The following is a 19,551-nucleotide window of genomic DNA, read 5'->3' as shown; positions in this document are numbered from 1 at the left end:
AGTAGAGTGCGTGCGACCGCCGTTTACGCCATTGGTTGCATGCCGAATGATCGTTGGCCTGATTCCTACGGCAATGCAAAACAAGTCTGCCTGAGCCACCGACTCACCTGCACAATGAATCGTGACTGAATATGAACGAATTGTTGAGTCAGTAGATGTCGATGTAGTCGAACGGCGGGTTGGGCCAGTTCTCCTTCAACGCATTGAAGATCTGCATGACCCAGACCTCGTCACTGGCCGCGACGTTGCCGACATAACCCGAGCCGGCCGCCCAGGTTTCCAGCCGGAACAGCAGGCCGTCGATATCCTGCCCGCCGACCACGCCGGAGGACAGATAGGCGATGCCGGAACGGGTCACGCGCAACTGGGTGTGCACGTCATCGCTGGCCGAGGCGAGCAGTTGGCGCACAGCGTCGAGGGTCAGGTTGGCGGGGTTGTTCAGGTCGATCTGCACGGATGGGTTCCAGAAAAAACAAAACCCGAGTTTGGCATGCGACCGGCCCTTGTGCCCAGTCGCCGCGAGCGGTTTGATCGCTCCCGGGCTACGGGTTGCCGCGCCTGGGAACAATCGGTGCCGGGTGTTACTTCAGGCGGGCCAGGCGCGCCGTCAGCAGGTCGAAGAAGCCCTGGGCGTCGCCGTTCTCGACCCAGAACACGTTCTTGTTCTGCTTCAGGCCGTCGTACCAGTCGACGATGGTCTGGCCGAAGGTCGGGCCTTCACGGCTGTCGACCACCATGTTGACCTGGCGCCCGCTGAACAGCCCGGGCTTGAGCAGGTAGGCGATCACCGTGGCGTCGTGCACCGGGCCACCGGGAATGCCGTAGTGCTCCATGTCACCCTTGACGTACTCGTTGAGAATATCGCCGACCACCTTGCTGGCGTTGTTGTTCAACGCCGCGATCTTCTTCAGGCGCTCGTCGCTGGTGAGGATCTTGTGGGTCACGTCCAGCGGCAGGTAGGTCAGCTTGACCCCGCTCTTGAGCACCACCTCGGCGGCCTGCGGGTCGGCGAACAGGTTGAACTCGGCCACCGGCGTGATATTGCCGCCGTTGAAGTGCGCACCGCCCATGACCACCACTTCCTTGATGCCCTGGGTGATCTCCGGATCCTGGATCAACGCCAGCGCCAGGTTGGTCTGTGGCCCGAGCATGGCAATGGTGATGCTGTGGGGCTTGGCCGCGCGCAGGGTCTCGATCAGGTAGTTGACCGCGTTACCCTTGGCCAGGGGTGCCTTGGGTTCGTGCACGGTGACGCCGGAAATGCCTTCCTTGCCGTGGATGTTCTCGGCATAGATCGGCGTGCGCAGCAGCGGCCTGGGCGCACCGGCATACACCGGCACCTCCTCGCGCCCTGCCCACTCACGGGCCAGGCGCGCGTTGCGCGAGGTCTTGTCCAGGCGCACATTGCCGGCCACGGTGGTCAGGGCACGGATATGCAGCTCCTCCGGAGAAGCCAGGGCGAACAGCAGCGCGACCACATCGTCGGCCCCCGGGTCAGTGTCGATGATCAGGTCGATTTTTTCCGCCGCCTGGGCGCCTGTAGCAGTGAGCAAGGACAAAATCAGCAGACTCCGGAACCAGCGTTGCAAGATCTGAGCATAGCGGTGCATGGTGCACTCCTTGTGCATGGGTTGGGATTTAAAACGTGACGCCGGCAACCAGGACGATGTTGCAGTACGGCTGGCATTCGCCGGTGCGCACCACCGCCTTCGCCTGGCGGCTGAGCGCCTTGAGCTCTTCGTGACTGAGCAAACGGCGCTGTCCGAGATCGCCCTGGGCATTCAAGGCCTCCAGGTGCTCCAGGGCCGGCGGGCGCTTGAGCAGGACCTCTTCGGCCAGCACATGGCTTTCCACCTGCATCTCGCTGAGCACGGTGCGCAGGGTACTGACGAAATCCGGAATGCCCTGGGTCAGGGCCAGGTCGATCAACTCGACACCCGGTGGCACCGGCAGACCGGCATCGCCGATCACCAGCATGTCGCCGTGACCCAGGGAGGCGATCAGGCGTGACAGCGCGATATTGAGCAGCGGTGCTTTTTTCATGGCTGTTTGAAACCCTGTACGTCGGACAAATGGGGAATGGACGGCTGCGCGCCGGCGCGGGTGACCGACAGCGCCGCCGCGACCTGGCCAAAACGAATGGCCTCGGCTTCGCTCTTGCCGGAGGCCAGCGCGGCGGCAAAACCGCCGACAAAGGTGTCGCCGGCAGCCGTGGTGTCGAGTGCCTTGACCTTGGGCGCCGGGAAATGCGCAAAGGCCTGGCCATCGGCAAACAACGAACCCTGGGCCCCCAGGGTGACGATCACCTTCCCTGCCCCGGCCGCCATCAGGCGCGTCGCGGCAGCCTCGGCAGTCGCCAGCGAATCCACCGGCAAGCCGCTCAGGGCCGAGGCCTCGCTTTCATTGGGAATCAGGTAGTCGATGGCCGCATACCAGTCGGCCGGCAACGGCGCGCTGGCCGGCGCCGGATTGAGGATCACCGTCTTGCCCAGTTCACGACCGCGCTTGAGCGCATAACCGACGGTTTCCATCGGCACTTCGAGCTGACAGATGATCACGTCCGCTGCCTGCAGTACTGCATCGAACCCCTTGAGCACATCGGTCGTCAGACAGCCGTTGCCGCCGGCGACAATGACAATCGCGTTCTGGCTGCTGGCATCGACCACGATCAGCGCGACCCCGCTGGACACGCCGTCCACCGCGGTGACCGCCCGGCAATCGATGCCCTCGACCAGCAAGGCATCGCGCAGTTGCCGGCCGTAGGCGTCATCGCCGACGCAGCCGACCATCGACACCTGGGCCCCCAGTCGCGCCGCCGCTACCGCCTGGTTGGCGCCCTTGCCGCCGGGAACCGTGGCGAAGGACTGGCCGATCAGGGTCTCACCCGCGCGCGGCAACCGCTCGGCCCGGGTAACCAGGTCCATGTTGAGACTGCCTATGACCACTACTTTTGCTTGCATGCATCATTACTCTTGAATTCAATTCGGTCAGATTCAGCGCTGCGGCCCCAAGGGCTCAGGCGAACCCGGTCGAGACCGGCGCTGTCGACTCGCGCAGGACGATACTCGGGATCACGATCCGCTGATCGATCGGCACCTGCGGCGTTGCAATACGTCGCAGCAGCAGTTCGGCCGCCGTCTCCCCCAGTTGCAGGATCGACTGGCCAACCGTGGTCAGCGCCGGGTAGACATAGCGACTCATCTGGATATCGTCGAAGCCGATGACCGACAGCTCGCCGGGCACGCGGATATTACGTTCCGCCGCCGCCCGCAGCACACCGATGCCGAGCAAGTCGTTACCGGCAAAAATCGCGCTGGGCCGGTCACCGTCCAGCAACAGCGCCGCCGCCTGATAACCGCCAGTGCTGGTGAAGTCGCTGGCCACCACCCACTGGGCGGGCACCTTGACCTTCGCCCGCTGCAACGCCCGGCGATAACCGGCCAGGCGCAGTTGCGCCACGCTGGTATTGTCCGGCCCGCCGATGAACGCGATCGCCCGGTGCCCCAGTTCCAGCAGGTGCCGGGTCGCGAGGTACGCGCCCTCCTCGTGGTCGATCCGCACCATGTCGGTTTCCAGGCCGACGACACCCCGGTCGACGATCACCATCGGCGTACGCACCGCCGACAGGCCGGCCGCGAAACTTTCGTCGCCGCCAGTGGACGCCACGATCAGGCCGTCGACGCGTTTCTCCAGCAGCACCCGCAGGTAGCTGCGCTGTTTGTCCGGGTCATCGTCGGAGTTGCAGAGGATCACGCAGTAATTGTTGCGCTCGCAGTAATCCTCGATGCCCCGTGCCAGTTCGGCGAAGTACGGGTTCAGGCTGTTGGGCACCAGCAGGCCGATGGTCGCGGTGGTCTTGGCCTTGAGCGAGCGCGCCACGGCACTGGGCACATAGTCGAGGGTGGCAATCGCCGCCTCGACCTTGAGTCGCACTTCCTCGCTGACCGGCCGGGTCTTGTTCAGCACATGGGACACCGTGGTGTAGGAGATCCCGGCCAGCGCAGCAACGTCCTTGATGGTCGCCATGGCTCAAGCCCGCCGACGGGCGCGTTGGCTGCGGTAGGTATCGAGCACCACCGCGATGACGATCACGGCACCGGTGATGATCCGCTTGGTCGGTTCGGTCGCGCCGATCTGCGCCAGGCCGGCCGCCAGCACCGAGATGATCAGGACACCGAAGAAGGTGCTGATCACCGAGCCGCGTCCGCCCATCAGGCTGGTGCCACCGATCACCACGGCGGCGATCACTTGCAGCTCCAGGCCGGAACCGGCGTTCGGGTCAGCCGCTTCCAGGCGCGAGATCTGGAACAGGGCCGCGACCCCGGCCAGCAACCCCATCAGGCTGAACACCAGGATCTTGTAGGGCTTGGGATTGATCCCCGCCAGCCGTACCGCTTCCTCGTTGGTGCCGATACCGATCAGGTAGCGACCGAACACTGTCCTGGTCAATACCAACTGCGCCGCGATGATGATCGCCAGGGCGATGATGAACGACGGCGAGATACCGAAGGCGATCGGGTTCGACAGCCAGGCGAACGAGTCGCCGATATAGGCGGTGCGCGAGCCGGTCATCTGGTAGGCGACACCACGGGCCATTTCCAGCACGCCGAGGGACACGATAAACGACGGAATCCGCCAGGCCACGGTGATCGAACCGGTGATGGTCCCGGCCAGGGCCGCACAACCCATGCCCAGCACCGCCGCCGGCAACACGCCCCAGCCCCAGCCGAGAATCGCCACGCTGACCGCGGACGCCGCCAGCGCCAGTACCGAGCCCACCGACAGGTCGATGCCGCCGATGATCAGTACGAAGGTCATGCCCACCGCCAGCACCATCAGATCGGGAATCTGGTTGGCCAGGGTGCTGAAGGTGTCATAGGACAGGAAATGACTGCTCAGGCTGGAGAACAGGATGATCATCGCCAACAGCGCGCCGGCCAGCCCCAGGTAGGTGCCGAGGCCATAGAAGTTGCGACTGGCTTTACCGGCCGAGGGTGCAGTTTTCATAGGGTATCCCTAGGCGCCGCATCGTTGAGCAGCGCGTCACGTTTTTGGTAGCCGGCAAAGGCGGCAGCAAGCAAATCGTCCTGGGTCCAGGTGTCGCGCTCGAAGGTTTCGATCAGGCGCCCGGCCGACAGCACGCCGATCCGGTCGCAGATCAGCATCAGTTCGCGCAGGTCGCTGGACACCACCACCAGCGCCTTGCCCTGGCGGGTCAGTTCGCCGAGCAAGGCATAGATATCGAACTTGGCACCGACGTCGATCCCGCGCGTCGGCTCATCGAACAGCAATACCGAACAGTCGCGCTCCAGCCAGCGGCCGATCACCACCTTCTGCTGGTTGCCGCCGGACAGCTCGGACACCAGTTGGTCCGGGCTCGAACTGCGAATGCGCATGGCCTCGATCTGCCGCCGCGCCAGGGCGGTTTCGTCACGACCGTTGACCACGCCGCCGCTGGAAATCGCCGGCATGTTGCCCAGGGCGATATTGGCGCTGATCGATTGCGTCAGCAGCAGCCCCTCGCCCTTGCGATCCTCGGTGATCAGCGCAATGCCATGGCGTACCGCATCCACCGGGGAGCGGATGTCCACGATCTGCGCCGGCGAACCGAGGGACACCGTGCCGCTGTCGGCGATATCCGCACCGTAGATCAGGCGCAACAGCTCCGTGCGGCCCGCGCCGATCAGGCCGGAGATGCCATAGATCTCTCCGGCACGTACCTCGAAGGAAACATCGAGCACCTTGTCCGCACGGCTCAGGCCCTTGACCGTCAGGGCCGGCGCGCCAATCTTGCGCACGCCCATATCCATGTGTTCGCCGAGTTCGCGGCCCACCATCAGGTTGACCAGTTGCTCGCTGTTGTAATTGGCCATCGGTTCGACGCAGACCAGATTGCCGTCGCGCAGTACCGCGATGCGCTGGGCGACCCGGGCCAGTTCTTCGAGCCGGTGGGAGATATAGATGATCGACACGCCACGGGCCTGCAGGCGGGTGATCTGCTCGAAGAGCATTTCGACTTCGCGGGCGGTGAGCATCGCGGTCGGCTCGTCGAGAATCAGTACATGGCAATCGCCGATCAGGTTGCGGGCAATTTCCACCATCTGCTGGTGGCCGATGCCCAGCTCGCCGACCAGGGTATCCGGATCGATCGCGTCCAGGCCGACCTGGGCCATCGCCTCGATGGCGGCCTTGCGCAGTTGCTTGCGACTGATCCAGCCGCCATGGCTGGGCAGGTTGTCGAGAAACAGGTTCTCCGCCACCGACAGCGTCGGCAACAGATTGAGCTCCTGCATGACCATGCGGATCCCCTGCTCTTCAGCCTGGGTCCGACTGCCGGGGGTATAGGCCCGGCCATTGAACTGCATCTGGCCGGTGGTCGGTGTGACCAGCCCGCCGATGATCTTCGACAGCGTGCTTTTCCCCGCGCCGTTTTCACCGGTCAGCGCCAACACTTCCCCACGCATCAGCGTCAGGTCGATGTTGCTCAGGACAGGTTGCGCGTAGGTCTTGCCGATACCGCTGACCGACAGGACAGCGTTCGGTGCGGAAGATGACATAGGAAAGTCTCCAGGCGCCCGCTCAGGACGAGCGGGCGCTGTTGGGTGCAGCCAAGTGCAGGGATTACTTCTTGAGGACCAGTTCGACCGGGGTTTCGATCACGCCGTTGACGCTGTCGACCTTCTCGCCCTTGACCAGCTTGAGCGCGTTCTGGATACCGAAGACGGCTTGCTGGGCAGCGGCCTGGTCGGCGGTGGCCAGGACACGGCCATCCTGGAGCATCGGCTTGATGGCCTCGATGTTGTCGTAGCCGACCACTTGCACCTTGCCAGCCTTGCCCGCGGCACGTACCGCGGAAACGGCGCCCAGGGCCATGTTGTCGTTACCGGCCAGCAAGGCCTTGAGGTCCGGGTACTCGCTCAGCATGGCGGAGGCAACCTTGTTGCCCTGGTCGATTTCCCAGTTACCGGACTGGGTGGAAACGATCTTCATGCCGGCCGCGTCCATCGCGTCCTTGAACCCGGCGGTACGCTGCTGGGCGTTGGTGGTGGTCGGTACGCCTTCGATGATGCCGACCTTGTCACCGGCCGCCAGGGTCTTGGCCAGGTAGTCACCCACCAGGCGGGCACCCTTGCGGTTATCCGGCCCTACGAAAGGGATATCGAGATTCTTGCTTTTCAGTACGTCCGGGTCCAGGCGGTTGTCGATGTTGACGACCTTGATCCCGGCGTCGCTGGCTTTTTTCAGCACGGTCACCAGGGCCTTGGAGTCGGCGGGGGCAATCACCAGGGCATCGACCTTGGAGAGGATCATCTGGTTGACGATATCGATCTGCGCGGCGGTATCGGTTTCGTTCTTGATACCGTTGGTGATCATGTCGAAATCGGCGGCGTGGGCTTTCTGGTAATCCTTGGCGCCATCCTGCATGGTGACGAAGAATTCATTGGCGAGGGATTTCATGACCAGGCCGACTTTCGGCTTGGCGGTTTCTGCGGCGAAGGCCGAAGAAAGTGGCAGAGCGGCAGAGGCGGCAGCCAGCACAGCGACAGCGAGAAGACGTCCAGCGAATGGCAACTTCATGGGTTCACTCCGATCTTATGATTATTGTGAGCAACGCCAGGAGCGCGACAGGACTTCGGATGCGACTTTTGGAGAAAGCCCCTGAAACAGTCCGCGCAAACGTTTGCGTGAGACAAACTATGAGAACCCCGCTGACTTTTGTCAACGGGGTTGCAGGGGTTTCAACCAGAGAATTTCATGAAAAAAGCGTCATCGACAAAGCGTCGACGCGAAGGGACGATCAGGCAGTGGTGTTGATCGCAGAGCCCTTGCCCGCCTGATCGGTCAGCGCCTTGACCAAGGCATTGGCCACTTCCATCAGGCTGCCGTTGGTCTGGGAAATCTGGCCCTGGATCCCCATCAGCGTGGTGGTGCGCACATCATCCGATGGGTAGGACGCCTTTTCCGCCGCGGCCAGTTGCTGCTCCTGCTGACGCAAGAGTTCCTGCAATTCCTTCATGCGCTTTTGCAGCATCTTGATCGTGATGTTCTGCGAGCTTGCGCCGCTGTCGGCATCCGGCGCATCGGCAGCGGCCCCGCCGGTCTTCACTTTGCCGTCCTTCGCGTCGGCCTCGCTGGTGTCTTTCACCGCCTTGTCGATCTCGTCCGTCATGGCGATGGTCTTGGACTCCGTCGAACCAGGCAGCTTGCCGTTGATCAGCAAACCGCCAGGAGAAGGAAAACCGACTGACATGGACATAAGAACCTCAGGAAAATTTTCTGTACCGGTGTATCGGCGGCAATCGCCTGATCTTTAGCCATCCTGTACGACCTTGTATCCCCCACCGATACATCCTTCCCCTACAGTCACCCCCGCCTCCCCCCGCAAAAGCTGAAAAGCCCTACCGCTCAAGAATCACCGACCGACATCTATCCCACTATAAATTCTTATAATTTTTCCTACGACCGACATCAAATCGCAAAAGCTGTTGTCAGAAACCGCACCAGCTCTCGCTGGGAGTTGCGAAATTGCTTACAGTTAAATACTGTATGCACGTACAGCTTATTAAGGATTGTTCCGTGGCAAACCCAACCTCAGCTTCCGCCGCCCCCAGCTCCTACGAACGCATGGGCCTGCGGGTACAGAAAATCATCAACTCGCCCACCGCCCAGAAAGCCAGGGCCGCGCTGATCTTCCGCCTGCTGGACGAGTCCGTCGACGAGTGGGAACAACTGCTCGAGGAAATCGCCGAGAACGACAACGTCACCCTCGCCTACCGCGATGACGGTGGCGTGCAGATTTTCTGGGTCGTGCCGAAGGAAGACTGAAACAATGCTTGTGCGCGTTATCGCTTTGCTCTGCCTGGGCTGGCTGCTGCCGGCCCAGGCAGAGGCCCCACGCACCTTCGCCGAAGCCAAGAAAGTCGCCTGGAAACTCTATGAACGGCAGTCCACGGAGTTCTATTGCGGCTGCAAGTACAACGGCAACCGGGTCAATCTCGAGGCCTGCGGTTATGTCCCGCGCAAGAACGCCAACCGCGCCGCGCGCATCGAGTGGGAACATATCGTCCCCGCCTGGCAGATCGGCCACCAGCGCCAGTGCTGGCAACAGGGCGGGCGCAAGCAATGCAGCCAGCACGACCCGGTCTACAAGCGCGCCGAAGCCGATCTGCACAACCTGGTGCCGAGCATCGGCGAAGTGAACGGCGACCGCAGCAACTTCAGCTTCGGCTGGCTGCCGGAGCAGAAAGGCCAATACGGTTCGTGCCTGACCCAAGTCGACTTCAAGGCGAAGAAGGTCATGCCGCGGCCCTCTATTCGCGGGATGATCGCCCGCACCTATTTCTACATGAGCAAGCAGTACGGCCTGCGCCTGTCGAAACAGGATCGCCAGCTGTATGAGGCGTGGGACAAGACCTACCCGGTGCAGGTCTGGGAACGCCAGCGCAACCAGAGCGTGGCCTGTGTGATGGGCCGTGGCAACGAGTTCGTCGGCGCGGTAGACATGAAGGCCTGCGGCTGACCTTACCCTACACACCCTTCTGTAGGATCCGACGTGCCGGCGCCTACAGAAGTGATGATCGTTCCCACGCTCTGCGTGGGAACGCATCGGGTGACGCGCCGCGTCACCGACAGAGCGGACGCAAAGCGTCCTGGGCGGCATTCCACGCGGAGCGTGGGAACGATCAACCGCCATCGCCGGCAAGCCGGCTCTCTTACGTTATCAAGGCTGCGCCTTGTGCTCCACGACCTCGGAATCCATGTTCTGCTTGTCGGCCAGTTGCGCCTTTTTCTGCTCGGCAATTTCCTTGCTCGCGAACGGCCCGGCAATCACCCGACCGTCGTCGAGGATCTTGAACGGGAAGCCGTGCTCGATCAGCCAGGCGGTCCAGTCGGTCAGCGCCTTGGACTTGTCATCCTTGATCAGCAGGTCCCATCCCGTGGTTGCCGCAGCCGCGGGCACCGGCGCAACGGCCGCCTTGACCGGCTCGACCTTGTTTCCCGAACCATCGCCACAACCGGCCAGCACCACGAATGCCACCATCACTGCTATTCTGCGCACAAAGCGTCTCCCGTAATGATCAGTTAATGTGATTTTATCACCTTACGGCTTGTCTCAACCTTAGTTGAACTGGGCTGCTCCTGTCTTATCAGGCTGAATTACCGACGATTTTCCGGCTTCGGGGAATTAAATAGAATGAAATGACGTCTGTAATGAACCACCCGCTCGAATGAACTTGGCGGTATTCTGTGTGTAAGACCTAAGCCAGGAATGCCTGCGAAAGGCACCTTAGTAACAATCAAGGAGAAAGACATGCTGATACTCACCCGCAAAGTCGGTGAAAGCATCAACATCGGTGACGACATCACGATCACGATTCTGGGCGTTAGCGGCCAGCAAGTCCGGGTTGGCATCAACGCCCCCAAGGACGTCGCCGTGCATCGTGAAGAGATTTACCAGCGTATCCAGGCCGGCCTGTCTGCCGGAGAAAAGAAAGACCCTCTGTAGGACTTCACACTCGTCAGCCCTGCCGCCCACGGTCGCGGCTGACGAAAGTTCCCCTCGCCTCCTCCTTGCCTTTGCCCATGCATCGCCCTGTCACAGGGCCAGGTTCAGGCCGCCCGCCGGCAACGGCAGCGCCGTCTTGTAGCGCACCTGCTTGAGCGCGAAACTGGAGCGGATGTTCGCCACGCCCGGCACCTTGGTCAGGAAGTCCATCATGAAGCGCTCCAGCGCCTGGATCGTCGGCACCAGAACGCGAATCAGGTAATCCGGGTCCCCCGCCATCAGGTAGCACTCCATCACCTCCGGCCGATCGGCGATCGCCGCCTCGAAATGCTGCAGCGCCTCTTCCACCTGCTTTTCCAGGCTGACGTGGATAAACACGTTGACGTGCAACCCCAACAGTTCCGGATCGAGCAAGGTCACCTGCTCGCGGATCAACCCCAGTTCCTCCATCGCCTTGACCCGGTTGAAGCACGGCGTCGGCGACAGGTTGACCGAGCGGGCCAGGTCGGCGTTGGTGATGCGGGCATTCTCCTGAAGGCTGTTGAGAATCCCGATGTCAGTACGATCCAGTTTGCGCATGAGATAAAAACACCTGTTTTTTATGGTTATGAAGATTTTTTATCTGCAAATACCTTCAAGCGCAACCAAACAGAGAGAAATATTCTCCTACGACCGGCCTATGATTGTTGTAGGACAAGATTTCCCTTACCCAGGGAATGATTGCCAGCTAGCGCGCCCACTACAAGAAATTCACAAGATAGAGCGTAGAAAGCCATGACCTCAGCGTACGAACCGCTGCGCCTGCACGTTCCTGAACCCTCAGGCCGTCCCGGTTGCAAGACCGACTTCAGTTACCTGCGCCTGACCGATGCCGGCCAGGTCCGCAAACCGCCCATCGACGTCGAACCCGCCGACACCGCCGACCTGGCCAGAGGCCTGATCCGCGTGCTCGACGACCAGGGCCAGGCCCTCGGCCCCTGGGCCGAGGACGTGCCGGTGGAGATTCTGCGCAAGGGCATGCGTGCCATGCTCAAGACGCGGATCTTCGACACCCGCATGGTGGTCGCCCAGCGCCAGAAGAAAATGTCGTTCTACATGCAGAGCCTCGGCGAGGAAGCCATCGGCAGCGCCCAGGCCCTGGCCCTGAACGTCACCGACATGTGCTTTCCGACCTATCGCCAGCAAAGCATCCTGATGGCCCGCGAAGTGCCGCTGGTGGACCTGATCTGCCAACTGCTGTCCAACGAGCGCGATCCGCTCAAGGGCCGGCAACTGCCGATCATGTATTCGGTCCGCGAACATGGCTTCTTCACCATTTCCGGCAACCTCGCCACCCAGTTCGTCCAGGCCGTCGGCTGGGGCATGGCCTCGGCGATCAAGGGCGATACCAAGATCGCCTCGGCCTGGATCGGCGACGGCGCCACCGCCGAATCGGACTTCCACACCGCCCTGACCTTCGCCCACGTCTACCGCGCCCCGGTGATCCTCAATGTGGTCAACAACCAGTGGGCGATCTCCACCTTCCAGGCCATCGCCGGCGGTGAGGCCACCACCTTCGCCGGACGTGGCGTGGGCTGCGGTATCGCCTCGCTGCGGGTCGACGGCAACGATTTCATCGCAGTCTATGCCGCCTCCGCCTGGGCCGCCGAACGCGCCCGGCGCAACCTCGGCCCGACCCTGATCGAGTGGGTGACCTACCGCGCAGGGCCGCACTCCACCTCCGACGATCCGTCCAAGTACCGCCCCGCCGACGACTGGAGCCACTTCCCTCTCGGTGACCCGATCACGCGCCTCAAGCAGCACCTGATCGCCATCGGCCAATGGTCCGAAGAAGAACACGCCAGCGTCAGCGCCGAACGGGAGGCCGAGGTCATCGCCGCCCAGAAAGAAGCCGAGCGCTTCGGCACCCTGGCCGGCGGGCAGATGCCCAGCGCCGCGACCATCTTCGAGGACGTCTACAAGGAAATGCCCGACCACTTGCGTCGGCAGCGCCAGGAATTGGGGTTATAAGTCATGAACGATCACAGCAAACTGCAAACGGAGAACGCCGTGGCGACCAGCACCATGACCATGATCCAGGCCCTGCGCTCGGCCATGGATGTGATGCTCGAGCGCGACGACAACGTGGTGGTGTTCGGCCAGGACGTGGGCTACTTCGGCGGCGTGTTCCGCTGCACCGAAGGCCTGCAGGGCAAGTACGGCACCTCGCGGGTATTCGATGCGCCGATCTCGGAAAGCGGGATCGTCGGCGTCGCGGTCGGCATGGGCGCCTACGGCCTGCGGCCGGTGGCGGAAATCCAGTTCGCCGACTACTTCTACCCGGCCTCCGACCAGATCGTCTCGGAAGCGGCGCGCCTGCGCTATCGCTCGGCCGGCGAGTTCGTCGCGCCGATGACCCTGCGCATGCCCTGCGGTGGCGGCATCTACGGCGGCCAGACCCACAGCCAGAGCCCGGAAGCCATGTTCACCCAGGTCTGCGGCCTGCGTACCGTCATGCCGTCCAACCCCTATGACGCCAAGGGCCTGTTGATCGCCGCCATCGAAAACGATGATCCGGTGATCTTCCTCGAACCCAAGCGCCTGTATAACGGCCCGTTCGACGGCCATCACGACCGCCCGGTAACACCGTGGTCGAAACACCCGGCCAGTGCCGTGCCCGACGGCTACTACACCGTGCCCCTGGACAGCGCCGCGATTGTCCGCCCGGGCAGTGAGGTGACCATCCTCACCTATGGCACCACCGTCTATGTGGCTCAGGCCGCCGCCGAGGAAACCGGTGTCGATGCCGAAGTCATCGACCTGCGCAGCCTGTGGCCGCTGGACCTGGAAACCATCGTCAATTCCGTGAAGAAAACCCGTCGCTGTGTCGTCGTCCACGAAGCCACGCGGACTTGCGGCTTCGGTGCCGAGCTGATCTCGCTGATCCAGGAGCACTGCTTCCACTACCTGGAAGCGCCGATCGAGCGCGTCACCGGCTGGGACACGCCCTACCCCCATGCACAGGAGTGGGCGTATTTCCCGGGTCCGGTGCGTGTCGGGGCGGCTTTGAAACGGGTCATGGAGGTCTGAATGGGTACCCACGTCATCAAGATGCCTGACATTGGCGAAGGCATCGCAGAAGTAGAACTGTCCCAGTGGCATGTCCAGGTCGGCGACCTGGTGGTCGAGGACCAGGTCCTGGCGGACGTCATGACCGACAAGGCCATGGTCGATATTCCCTCGCCGGTCCACGGCAAGGTGATTTCCCTCGGCGGCCAGCCGGGTGAAGTCATGGCGGTCGGCAGCATCCTGATCAGCATTGAAGTGGAAGGCGCCGGCAACCTCCGTGAGGGCAGCGAAGCCCCGGCGACCAAGACGGCTCCGGCTCCCGCTCCGGTAGCGCAGGCAGCGGTTGCCGAACCGAAAGTCGAAAGCCCGGCCGCCAAGCCCGCGGCCACCCCGGCAGCGGCACGCCCGGCGCCGGTGGCACGCCAGGCCGATGAACGTCCGCTGGCCTCCCCGGCCGTGCGCAAGCGCGCCTGGGATGCCGGGATCGAATTGCGTTTCGTCCAGGGTAGCGGCCCGGCGGGACGAATCCTCCACGACGACCTGGACGCCTACCTGGCCCAGGCCGGGCAACCCGTGCAGAGCAGCGGCAGCGGCTATGCCCGACGCACCGACGAAGAGCAGATCCCGGTGATCGGCCTGCGCCGCAAGATCGCCCAGCGCATGCAGGACGCCAAGCGCCGTGCCGCGCACTTCAGCTATGTCGAGGAAGTCGATGTCACGGCCCTCGAAGAACTGCGCGTGCACCTGAACCACAAGCACGGCGACAGCCGCGGCAAGCTGACCCTGCTGCCGTTCCTCGTGCGGGCGCTGGTCGTGGCCCTGCGCGACTTCCCGCAGATCAACGTGCGCTACGACGATGAAGCCCAGGTCATCACCCGCCACGGCGCGGTGCATGTCGGCGTCGCCGCGCAGACCGACGGCGGCCTCATGGTGCCGGTGGTACGGCATGCCGAAAGCCTCAACCTGTGGGGCACCGCGGACGAGATCAACCGCCTGGCCAAGGCCGCCCGCACGGGCAAGGCCACGCGCGAGGAAATGTCCGGCTCGACCATCACCCTGACCAGCCTCGGTGCCCTCGGCGGCATCGTCAGCACGCCGGTGCTGAACCTGCCGGAAGTCGCCATCGTCGGCGTCAACCGCATTGTCGAGCGGCCCGTGGTGATCAAGGGCCAGATCGTCATTCGCAAGATGATGAACCTTTCCAGTTCCTTCGATCACCGCGTGGTCGACGGCATGGACGCGGCGCAATTCATCCAGGCCATTCGCGGCCTGCTCGAACAACCCGCCTGCCTGTTTGTGGAGTGACCATGCAACAGACTCAAAACACCACCCTGCTGATCATCGGTGGCGGCCCCGGCGGTTACGTCGCGGCCATCCGTGCCGGGCAACTGGGCATTCCCACCGTGCTGGTGGAAGGCCAGGCACTGGGCGGCACCTGCCTGAATGTCGGCTGCATCCCGTCCAAGGCGCTGATCCATGTCGCCGAACAGTTCCACGCCACGCAAAGCTACAGCGGCGATACCTCGCCACTGGGGATCAAGGTGTCGGCACCGACCCTGGATATCGGCAAGAGCGTCGAGTGGAAGGACGGCATCGTCGACCGCCTGACCAGTGGCGTCGCGGCGCTGCTGAAGAAGAACGGGGTCAAGGTCATTCATGGCTGGGCCAAGGTGATCGACGGCAAGCACGTCGAAGTCGACGGCCTGCGCATCCAGTGTGAACACCTGCTGCTGGCCAGCGGTTCGCAGACGGTCAACCTGCCGATGCTGCCGGTGGGCGGCGCGGTGATTTCCTCCACCGAAGCCCTGGCCCCGACCTCGATTCCCAAGCGCCTGATCGTGGTCGGCGCCGGCTACATCGGCCTGGAGCTGGGCATTGCCTACCGCAAGCTCGGCGCAGAAGTGACGGTGGTCGAGGCCCGCGAGCGGATCCTGCCGACTTACGACCGCGAACTGACCCAGCCGGTGGCCGAGTCGATCAAGGCCCTGGGCATCAGCGTGCTCCTGGGCCACAGTGTCGAAGGCTTCGATGCCGCGACAACCACCCTTGAGGTACGCGATCCCCAGGGTGAAACCCTGAAGCTGGCGACCGACCAGGTGCTGGTGGCCGTCGGCCGCAAGCCGCGTACCCAGGGCTGGAACCTCGAGGCGCTGGCCCTGGAAATGAACGGCGCGGCGATCCGCATCGACAACCGTTGCCAGACCAGCATGCGCAATGTCTGGGCCATCGGCGACCTGACCGGCGAGCCGATGCTGGCCCACCGCGCCATGGCGCAAGGCGAAATGGTTGCCGAACTGATTGCCGGCAAGCACCGCGAGTTCAACCCCACGGCCATTGCCGCCGTGTGCTTTACCGACCCGGAACTGGTGGTGGTTGGCAAGACGCCGGACGAAGCCAAGGCTGCCGGACTGGACTGCCTGGTGTCGAACTTCCCGTTCGCCGCCAATGGCCGCGCCATGACCCTGGAAGCGAAAAGCGGTTTTGTGCGGGTGGTGGCGCGGCGTGACAATCACCTGATTGTCGGCTGGCAAGCGGTGGGTGCCGGGGTCTCGGAACTGGCGGCCGCCTTTGGCCAGTCGCTGGAAATGGGCGCGCGCCTGGAAGATATCGCCGGGACCATCCATGCCCATCCGACCCTGGGTGAAGCGGTGCAGGAGGCGGCCCTGCGGGCGCTGGGGCATGCGTTGCATGTCTGATGGCGTACCCGTTTCAACCGACTGACACCACCCCATGTGGGAGCTGGCTTGCCAGCGAAGAGGCCCTCAAGCCTTGCATCGTCAGGACTGACGACTTCGCGGGCAAGCCCGCTCCTACAGTGGAGTGTCGTATACACAACTCCCGGCGCTCATTCGAAAAGCATCAATCCCGATAATCCGGCGCCACCCGATCCAGCAGGCGCAGCATCGCCGACCATGCCAGCTCCATGGCGTCCGGGTCGGTCAGTTGCCCCTCCTCCACCGGCCGCCCCGGATCGTTGAACTGGCGCTCGGTATGCGCACAGACTTCATGGGACGGCAACACCAGCTCGCCACAGGCCTGGGCGGTGACCTGGATCTGGCAAGCCTTTTCCAGGTAGTACATGCGCAGGAACGCCTGGCCCACCGTCTCGCCCACGCTCAACAAACCGTGATTGCGCAGCACCATCACCGACTTGTCCCCCAGGTCGTGCACCAGCCGTGCCTGCTCATCCATGTCCAGCGCTACGCCTTCATAGTCGTGGTAAGCCGTGCGTCCGTAGAACTCCATGGAGATCTGGTTCACCGGCAGCAGCCCGCACTTGAGGGCCGCCACCGCGCAACCGGCCCTAGTATGGGTGTGCAGCACACAGTGGGCATCCTTGCGCGCGCCATGGATCGCACTGTGGATCACGAAGCCGGCCGGATTCACCGGGTACGGCGAATCCTCCACCGCCCGGCCGTCCAGATCGATCTTCACCAGGCTCGACGCGGTGATCTCCTCGAACATCAGTCCGTAGGGGTTGATCAGGAAATGGTGATCCGGCCCGGGCAGGCGCAGGGAGATATGGGTGAAGATCAGGTCGGTCATGCGAAAGTGCGCAACCAGGCGATAACAGGCCGCCAGTTGCTCGCGCAATTGGCGCTCGATGGCTGCCGGCGCGGCAGCGGTATGCAGAAGGTCGTTCAAGCGGAGGACTCCCTCAGGCAGGTGGATCGGCTCAGGCCGACGGTGCGCCACGGCAGCGCCCGACCCTGGCTACTTTACTGGCTTGCCCACACATTGAAAGGCCCTTGGTGTTCTGATTTGTGAGCATCCGATATCTTTCATAGTAAAAATATAAGTTGATTTTTTACTACAGGTAAATTTTCATACAAGAACAATAACAACTGCCCGGCCTCGATTCCGGGCCGCCCGGAGTGTCGCCATGCCGTCGTCCCCGCACGCCTTCGCCCACCTGTTCGAACCGTTGCAACTGCGCGGCAAGCGCCTGAAGAACCGCATCATGTCCAGCGGGCACGACACCTCCATGCCGACCGACAACCTGGTCAACGAACAGTTGATCGCCTATCACCGGGCTCGCGCCGAGGGCGGCGTCGGCCTGATCGTGCTGCAGGTGGCCGGGGTTCACGACAGTGCGCGCTACACCTCCCATGTGCTGATGGCCACCGACGATGCCTGCATCGACGGCTACCGGCGGCTGGCCGAAGTCTGTCATGCACAGGGCACGGTCGTGCTGTCCCAGGTGTTTCATCCCGGCCGGGAGATCATGGAGTCCAGCGACGGCTTGCTGGCCGTCGCCTACTCGGCGTCCAGCGTGCCCAACGAGCGCTTCCGGGTCATGCCCCGGGCGCTGGACCAGACGATGATCGACGAGATCGTCAGCGGTTATGCCGCCGCCGCCCGGCGCCTGCACCGGGCCGGCATCGACGGCGTGGAGGTGGTCGCCAGCCACGGCTACCTGCCGGCGCAATTTCTCAACCCACGGGTCAACCGGCGTACCGACGGCTACAACGGCGACCTCGACCAGCGCCTGCGTTTCCTGCGGGAAGTGATTGCGGCAATACGGGCGGCCAGCGACCCGCAGTTCATCATCGGCCTGCGGATCTGCGCCGACGAGCGCGATCCCGAAGGCCTGACCGAAGACGAATCCCTGGCCGCCGTGGTGCGACTGCAAGGTGAACTGGACTACGTGCACATCGTCGCCGGCACCTCGGCCTCCCTTGGCGGTGCGATACATATCGTGCCGCCGATGGCCATCGAGGCGGCGTACCTGGCGAAGGAAGCCGGGACCTTCAAGGCCAGTCTGTCGATTCCGCTGTTCGTGACGGGGCGGATCAACCAACCCCAGGAAGCCGAGCTGATCATTGCCCGCGGCCAGGCGGACGTGTGCGGCATGACCCGCGCACTGATCTGTGATCCGCAGATGCCGAACAAGACCGACAGCGGCCACAGCGAAGACGTCCGCGCCTGTATTGCCTGCAACCAGGCCTGCATCGGCCACTTCCACAAGGGCCTGCCGATCAGTTGCATCCAGCATCCGGAAACCGGTCGCGAGTTGCAGTACGGACAGTTGATCGCCACGGCCAGACGCCAGCGGGTGATGGTGGTCGGCGGCGGCCCCGCGGGGATGAAGGCCGCGGCCGTCGCGGCTCAACGCGGCCATGAGGTGACGCTGTACGAAGCCGGGTCGCAACTGGGCGGCCAGGTCCTGCTGGCGCAGTTGCTGCCACGACGCAGCGAGTTCGGCGGCGCCAGCACCAACCTGCAACGGGAGATGGAGCTGGCAGGCGTGCGGGTACTGCGCAATACCCGGGTCGACCGGGCGCTGGTGGAGCGCGAGCGGCCGGACCAGGTGATCGTCGCCACGGGAGCCGAACCCTACTGGCCGCCGTTCGAGCGCGGCGGCGAACTGCAGGTGGTGGATGCCTGGCAGGTGCTGCGTGACGAGGTGCCGATCGGTCGTTCGGTGGTGGTGGTCGACTGGCGTTGCGACTGGATCGGCCCGGGGATTGCCGAGCGACTGGTGCGCGCCGGGCATCAGGTACGGCTGGCGGTCAACGGCACCCATTGTGGCGAGAACCTGCCGTTCTACGTGCGCGATCAACTGGCGGGCGAACTGCACCGCCTGGGCATTGCCATCACCCCCTATGCCCGGCTCTATGGTTGCGACGACAGCACCGTGTACCTGCAACACACCGCCAGCGGCGAGCCGATGCTGTTCGAGGACGTCGATACCCTGGTGCTGTGCCAGGGCCATCAACCGGTCGACACCCTCGGCGACCAGTTGCAGAGGCTGGTGGAGTTTCGTCGGATCGGCGACTGCCTGGCGCCGCGCACGGTGGAAGAAGCGATCTACGAGGGACTGAAGGTGGCCTGGGAGATCTGATACCCCACACCATCCCCTGTAGGAGCCGGCTTGCCGGCGATGAGGCCCCCGAACCTTGCACCGCCCCTCGGGACGCCATCGCCGGCAAGCCGGCTCCTCCAAGGTTTCGTTGCACCTCAATAAGCGCCAAGTGCCTTATACTGCGGCCCTT

The 19,551-nt window shown here is 63.5% G+C and carries 20 protein-coding genes; 8 read left to right on the top strand and 12 right to left on the bottom strand.

Going from position 1 to position 19,551, the window contains the following annotated elements:
• Window positions 1–148 precede the first annotated feature (148 nt).
• The 9 genes from KI243_RS11055 to KI243_RS11015 form a co-directional block, all read right to left on the bottom strand.
• A complete protein-coding gene (locus KI243_RS11055; RefSeq protein ID WP_017128232.1) occupies window positions 149–454 on the bottom strand; it encodes a hypothetical protein in 306 nt (101 codons plus the stop codon).
• A gap of 127 nt (window positions 455–581) precedes the next feature.
• Window positions 582–1,610 carry a nucleoside hydrolase gene (locus tag KI243_RS11050; protein WP_017128231.1) on the bottom strand — a complete coding sequence of 343 codons (1,029 nt, stop codon included), beginning with the start codon at window positions 1,608–1,610 and terminating at the stop codon, window positions 582–584.
• Window positions 1,611–1,638: 28 nt separating this feature from the next.
• On the bottom strand, window positions 1,639–2,043 hold the full coding sequence (rbsD, locus tag KI243_RS11045) for a D-ribose pyranase (RefSeq protein WP_177107480.1): 405 nt from the start codon (window positions 2,041–2,043) through the stop codon (window positions 1,639–1,641).
• Window positions 2,040–2,960, bottom strand: coding sequence for a ribokinase (rbsK, locus tag KI243_RS11040; RefSeq protein WP_042936336.1), 921 nt, complete (start codon window positions 2,958–2,960; stop codon window positions 2,040–2,042). Before rbsK ends, rbsD begins: the two co-directional genes overlap by 4 nt.
• Before the next feature lie 55 nt (window positions 2,961–3,015).
• Window positions 3,016–4,026: a LacI family DNA-binding transcriptional regulator gene (locus tag KI243_RS11035; RefSeq protein ID WP_017128228.1), complete on the bottom strand. Its 1,011-nt coding sequence runs from the start codon at window positions 4,024–4,026 to the stop codon at window positions 3,016–3,018.
• Window positions 4,027–4,029: 3 nt separating this feature from the next.
• Complete coding sequence (locus KI243_RS11030; RefSeq protein WP_017128227.1) at window positions 4,030–5,007, bottom strand: ABC transporter permease; 978 nt, start codon at window positions 5,005–5,007, stop codon at window positions 4,030–4,032.
• Complete coding sequence (locus KI243_RS11025) at window positions 5,004–6,557, bottom strand: sugar ABC transporter ATP-binding protein (protein ID WP_177088403.1); 1,554 nt, start codon at window positions 6,555–6,557, stop codon at window positions 5,004–5,006. The genes KI243_RS11030 and KI243_RS11025 overlap by 4 nt, the downstream gene beginning before the upstream one ends.
• 64 nt (window positions 6,558–6,621) lie before the next feature.
• On the bottom strand, window positions 6,622–7,578 hold the full coding sequence (locus KI243_RS11020; protein WP_042936334.1) for a sugar ABC transporter substrate-binding protein: 957 nt from the start codon (window positions 7,576–7,578) through the stop codon (window positions 6,622–6,624).
• Window positions 7,579–7,798: 220 nt separating this feature from the next.
• Window positions 7,799–8,257, bottom strand: a complete 459-nt coding sequence (locus KI243_RS11015) for a hypothetical protein (RefSeq protein WP_244861838.1) — start codon at window positions 8,255–8,257, stop codon at window positions 7,799–7,801.
• Window positions 8,258–8,526: 269 nt separating this feature from the next.
• Between KI243_RS11015 and KI243_RS11010 the strand changes: the two genes are divergently transcribed.
• Together KI243_RS11010 and KI243_RS11005 are read left to right on the top strand one after the other, a co-directional pair.
• On the top strand, window positions 8,527–8,826 hold the full coding sequence (locus tag KI243_RS11010) for a DUF1654 domain-containing protein (protein ID WP_212810806.1): 300 nt from the start codon (window positions 8,527–8,529) through the stop codon (window positions 8,824–8,826).
• 4 nt (window positions 8,827–8,830) lie between these two features.
• Entirely contained in the window at window positions 8,831–9,520 is a 690-nt protein-coding gene (locus tag KI243_RS11005) for an endonuclease I family protein (protein ID WP_177088407.1), read from the top strand.
• A gap of 201 nt (window positions 9,521–9,721) precedes the next feature.
• Here KI243_RS11005 and KI243_RS11000 read toward each other — a convergent pair whose 3' ends face one another.
• Complete coding sequence (locus KI243_RS11000) at window positions 9,722–10,060, bottom strand: hypothetical protein (protein ID WP_244861837.1); 339 nt, start codon at window positions 10,058–10,060, stop codon at window positions 9,722–9,724.
• A 252-nt stretch (window positions 10,061–10,312) separates the two neighbouring features.
• Between KI243_RS11000 and csrA the strand changes: the two genes are divergently transcribed.
• Window positions 10,313–10,507 (top strand): carbon storage regulator CsrA, encoded by a 195-nt coding sequence (gene csrA / locus KI243_RS10995; protein ID WP_017128220.1) that lies wholly within the window; start codon window positions 10,313–10,315, stop codon window positions 10,505–10,507.
• Window positions 10,508–10,597: 90 nt separating this feature from the next.
• Here csrA and bkdR read toward each other — a convergent pair whose 3' ends face one another.
• Entirely contained in the window at window positions 10,598–11,086 is a 489-nt protein-coding gene (gene bkdR, locus KI243_RS10990; RefSeq protein WP_177061814.1) for a Bkd operon transcriptional regulator BkdR, read from the bottom strand.
• Window positions 11,087–11,281: 195 nt separating this feature from the next.
• On the opposite strand from bkdR, the gene KI243_RS10985 reads away from it, so the two are divergent.
• The 4 genes from KI243_RS10985 to lpdA are packed head-to-tail and all read left to right on the top strand — an operon-like array spanning window position 11,282 to window position 16,251.
• The gene (locus KI243_RS10985; RefSeq protein ID WP_212810805.1) at window positions 11,282–12,517 is read left to right on the top strand and encodes a 3-methyl-2-oxobutanoate dehydrogenase (2-methylpropanoyl-transferring) subunit alpha; all 1,236 of its coding nucleotides are present in this window, start codon (window positions 11,282–11,284) and stop codon (window positions 12,515–12,517) included.
• Between the two features lie 3 nt (window positions 12,518–12,520).
• Entirely contained in the window at window positions 12,521–13,576 is a 1,056-nt protein-coding gene (locus KI243_RS10980) for an alpha-ketoacid dehydrogenase subunit beta (protein WP_017128217.1), read from the top strand.
• Entirely contained in the window at window positions 13,577–14,860 is a 1,284-nt protein-coding gene (locus KI243_RS10975) for a dihydrolipoamide acetyltransferase family protein (RefSeq protein ID WP_103032927.1), read from the top strand.
• Window positions 14,861–14,862: 2 nt separating this feature from the next.
• A complete protein-coding gene (gene lpdA / locus KI243_RS10970) occupies window positions 14,863–16,251 on the top strand; it encodes a dihydrolipoyl dehydrogenase (protein ID WP_177088409.1) in 1,389 nt (462 codons plus the stop codon).
• 163 nt (window positions 16,252–16,414) lie between these two features.
• Here the strand turns inward: lpdA and KI243_RS10965 are convergent, their stop codons facing one another.
• Window positions 16,415–17,200, bottom strand: a complete 786-nt coding sequence (locus KI243_RS10965) for a class II aldolase/adducin family protein (RefSeq protein ID WP_017128215.1) — start codon at window positions 17,198–17,200, stop codon at window positions 16,415–16,417.
• A gap of 238 nt (window positions 17,201–17,438) precedes the next feature.
• On the opposite strand from KI243_RS10965, the gene KI243_RS10960 reads away from it, so the two are divergent.
• Window positions 17,439–19,400 carry an FAD-dependent oxidoreductase gene (locus KI243_RS10960; RefSeq protein WP_212810804.1) on the top strand — a complete coding sequence of 654 codons (1,962 nt, stop codon included), beginning with the start codon at window positions 17,439–17,441 and terminating at the stop codon, window positions 19,398–19,400.
• Window positions 19,401–19,551 lie beyond the last annotated feature (151 nt).

It is taken from the genome of Pseudomonas sp. Ost2 (assembly GCF_018326065.1).
GTDB lineage: Bacteria > Pseudomonadota > Gammaproteobacteria > Pseudomonadales > Pseudomonadaceae > Aquipseudomonas > Aquipseudomonas gingeri.
This window is presented reverse-complemented; position numbering and strand designations above follow the sequence as displayed.

Bases quoted from the DNA above. Each gene is read 5' to 3' on its own strand.
- KI243_RS10960 (WP_212810804.1), top strand. From the start codon at position 17,439: ATGCCGTCGTCCCCGCACGCCTTCGCCCACCTGTTCGAACCGTTGCAA.
- bkdR (WP_177061814.1), bottom strand. From the start codon at position 11,086: ATGCGCAAACTGGATCGTACTGACATCGGGATTCTCAACAGCCTTCAG.
- KI243_RS11050 (WP_017128231.1), bottom strand. From the start codon at position 1,610: ATGCACCGCTATGCTCAGATCTTGCAACGCTGGTTCCGGAGTCTGCTG.
- KI243_RS11015 (WP_244861838.1), bottom strand. From the start codon at position 8,257: ATGTCCATGTCAGTCGGTTTTCCTTCTCCTGGCGGTTTGCTGATCAAC.
- KI243_RS11035 (WP_017128228.1), bottom strand. From the start codon at position 4,026: ATGGCGACCATCAAGGACGTTGCTGCGCTGGCCGGGATCTCCTACACC.
- KI243_RS11020 (WP_042936334.1), bottom strand. From the start codon at position 7,578: ATGAAGTTGCCATTCGCTGGACGTCTTCTCGCTGTCGCTGTGCTGGCT.
- KI243_RS10985 (WP_212810805.1), top strand. From the start codon at position 11,282: ATGACCTCAGCGTACGAACCGCTGCGCCTGCACGTTCCTGAACCCTCA.
- KI243_RS11005 (WP_177088407.1), top strand. From the start codon at position 8,831: ATGCTTGTGCGCGTTATCGCTTTGCTCTGCCTGGGCTGGCTGCTGCCG.
- KI243_RS10980 (WP_017128217.1), top strand. From the start codon at position 12,521: ATGAACGATCACAGCAAACTGCAAACGGAGAACGCCGTGGCGACCAGC.
- KI243_RS11025 (WP_177088403.1), bottom strand. From the start codon at position 6,557: ATGTCATCTTCCGCACCGAACGCTGTCCTGTCGGTCAGCGGTATCGGC.
- KI243_RS11030 (WP_017128227.1), bottom strand. From the start codon at position 5,007: ATGAAAACTGCACCCTCGGCCGGTAAAGCCAGTCGCAACTTCTATGGC.
- KI243_RS10975 (WP_103032927.1), top strand. From the start codon at position 13,577: ATGGGTACCCACGTCATCAAGATGCCTGACATTGGCGAAGGCATCGCA.
- rbsK (WP_042936336.1), bottom strand. From the start codon at position 2,960: ATGCAAGCAAAAGTAGTGGTCATAGGCAGTCTCAACATGGACCTGGTT.
- csrA (WP_017128220.1), top strand. From the start codon at position 10,313: ATGCTGATACTCACCCGCAAAGTCGGTGAAAGCATCAACATCGGTGAC.
- lpdA (WP_177088409.1), top strand. From the start codon at position 14,863: ATGCAACAGACTCAAAACACCACCCTGCTGATCATCGGTGGCGGCCCC.
- rbsD (WP_177107480.1), bottom strand. From the start codon at position 2,043: ATGAAAAAAGCACCGCTGCTCAATATCGCGCTGTCACGCCTGATCGCC.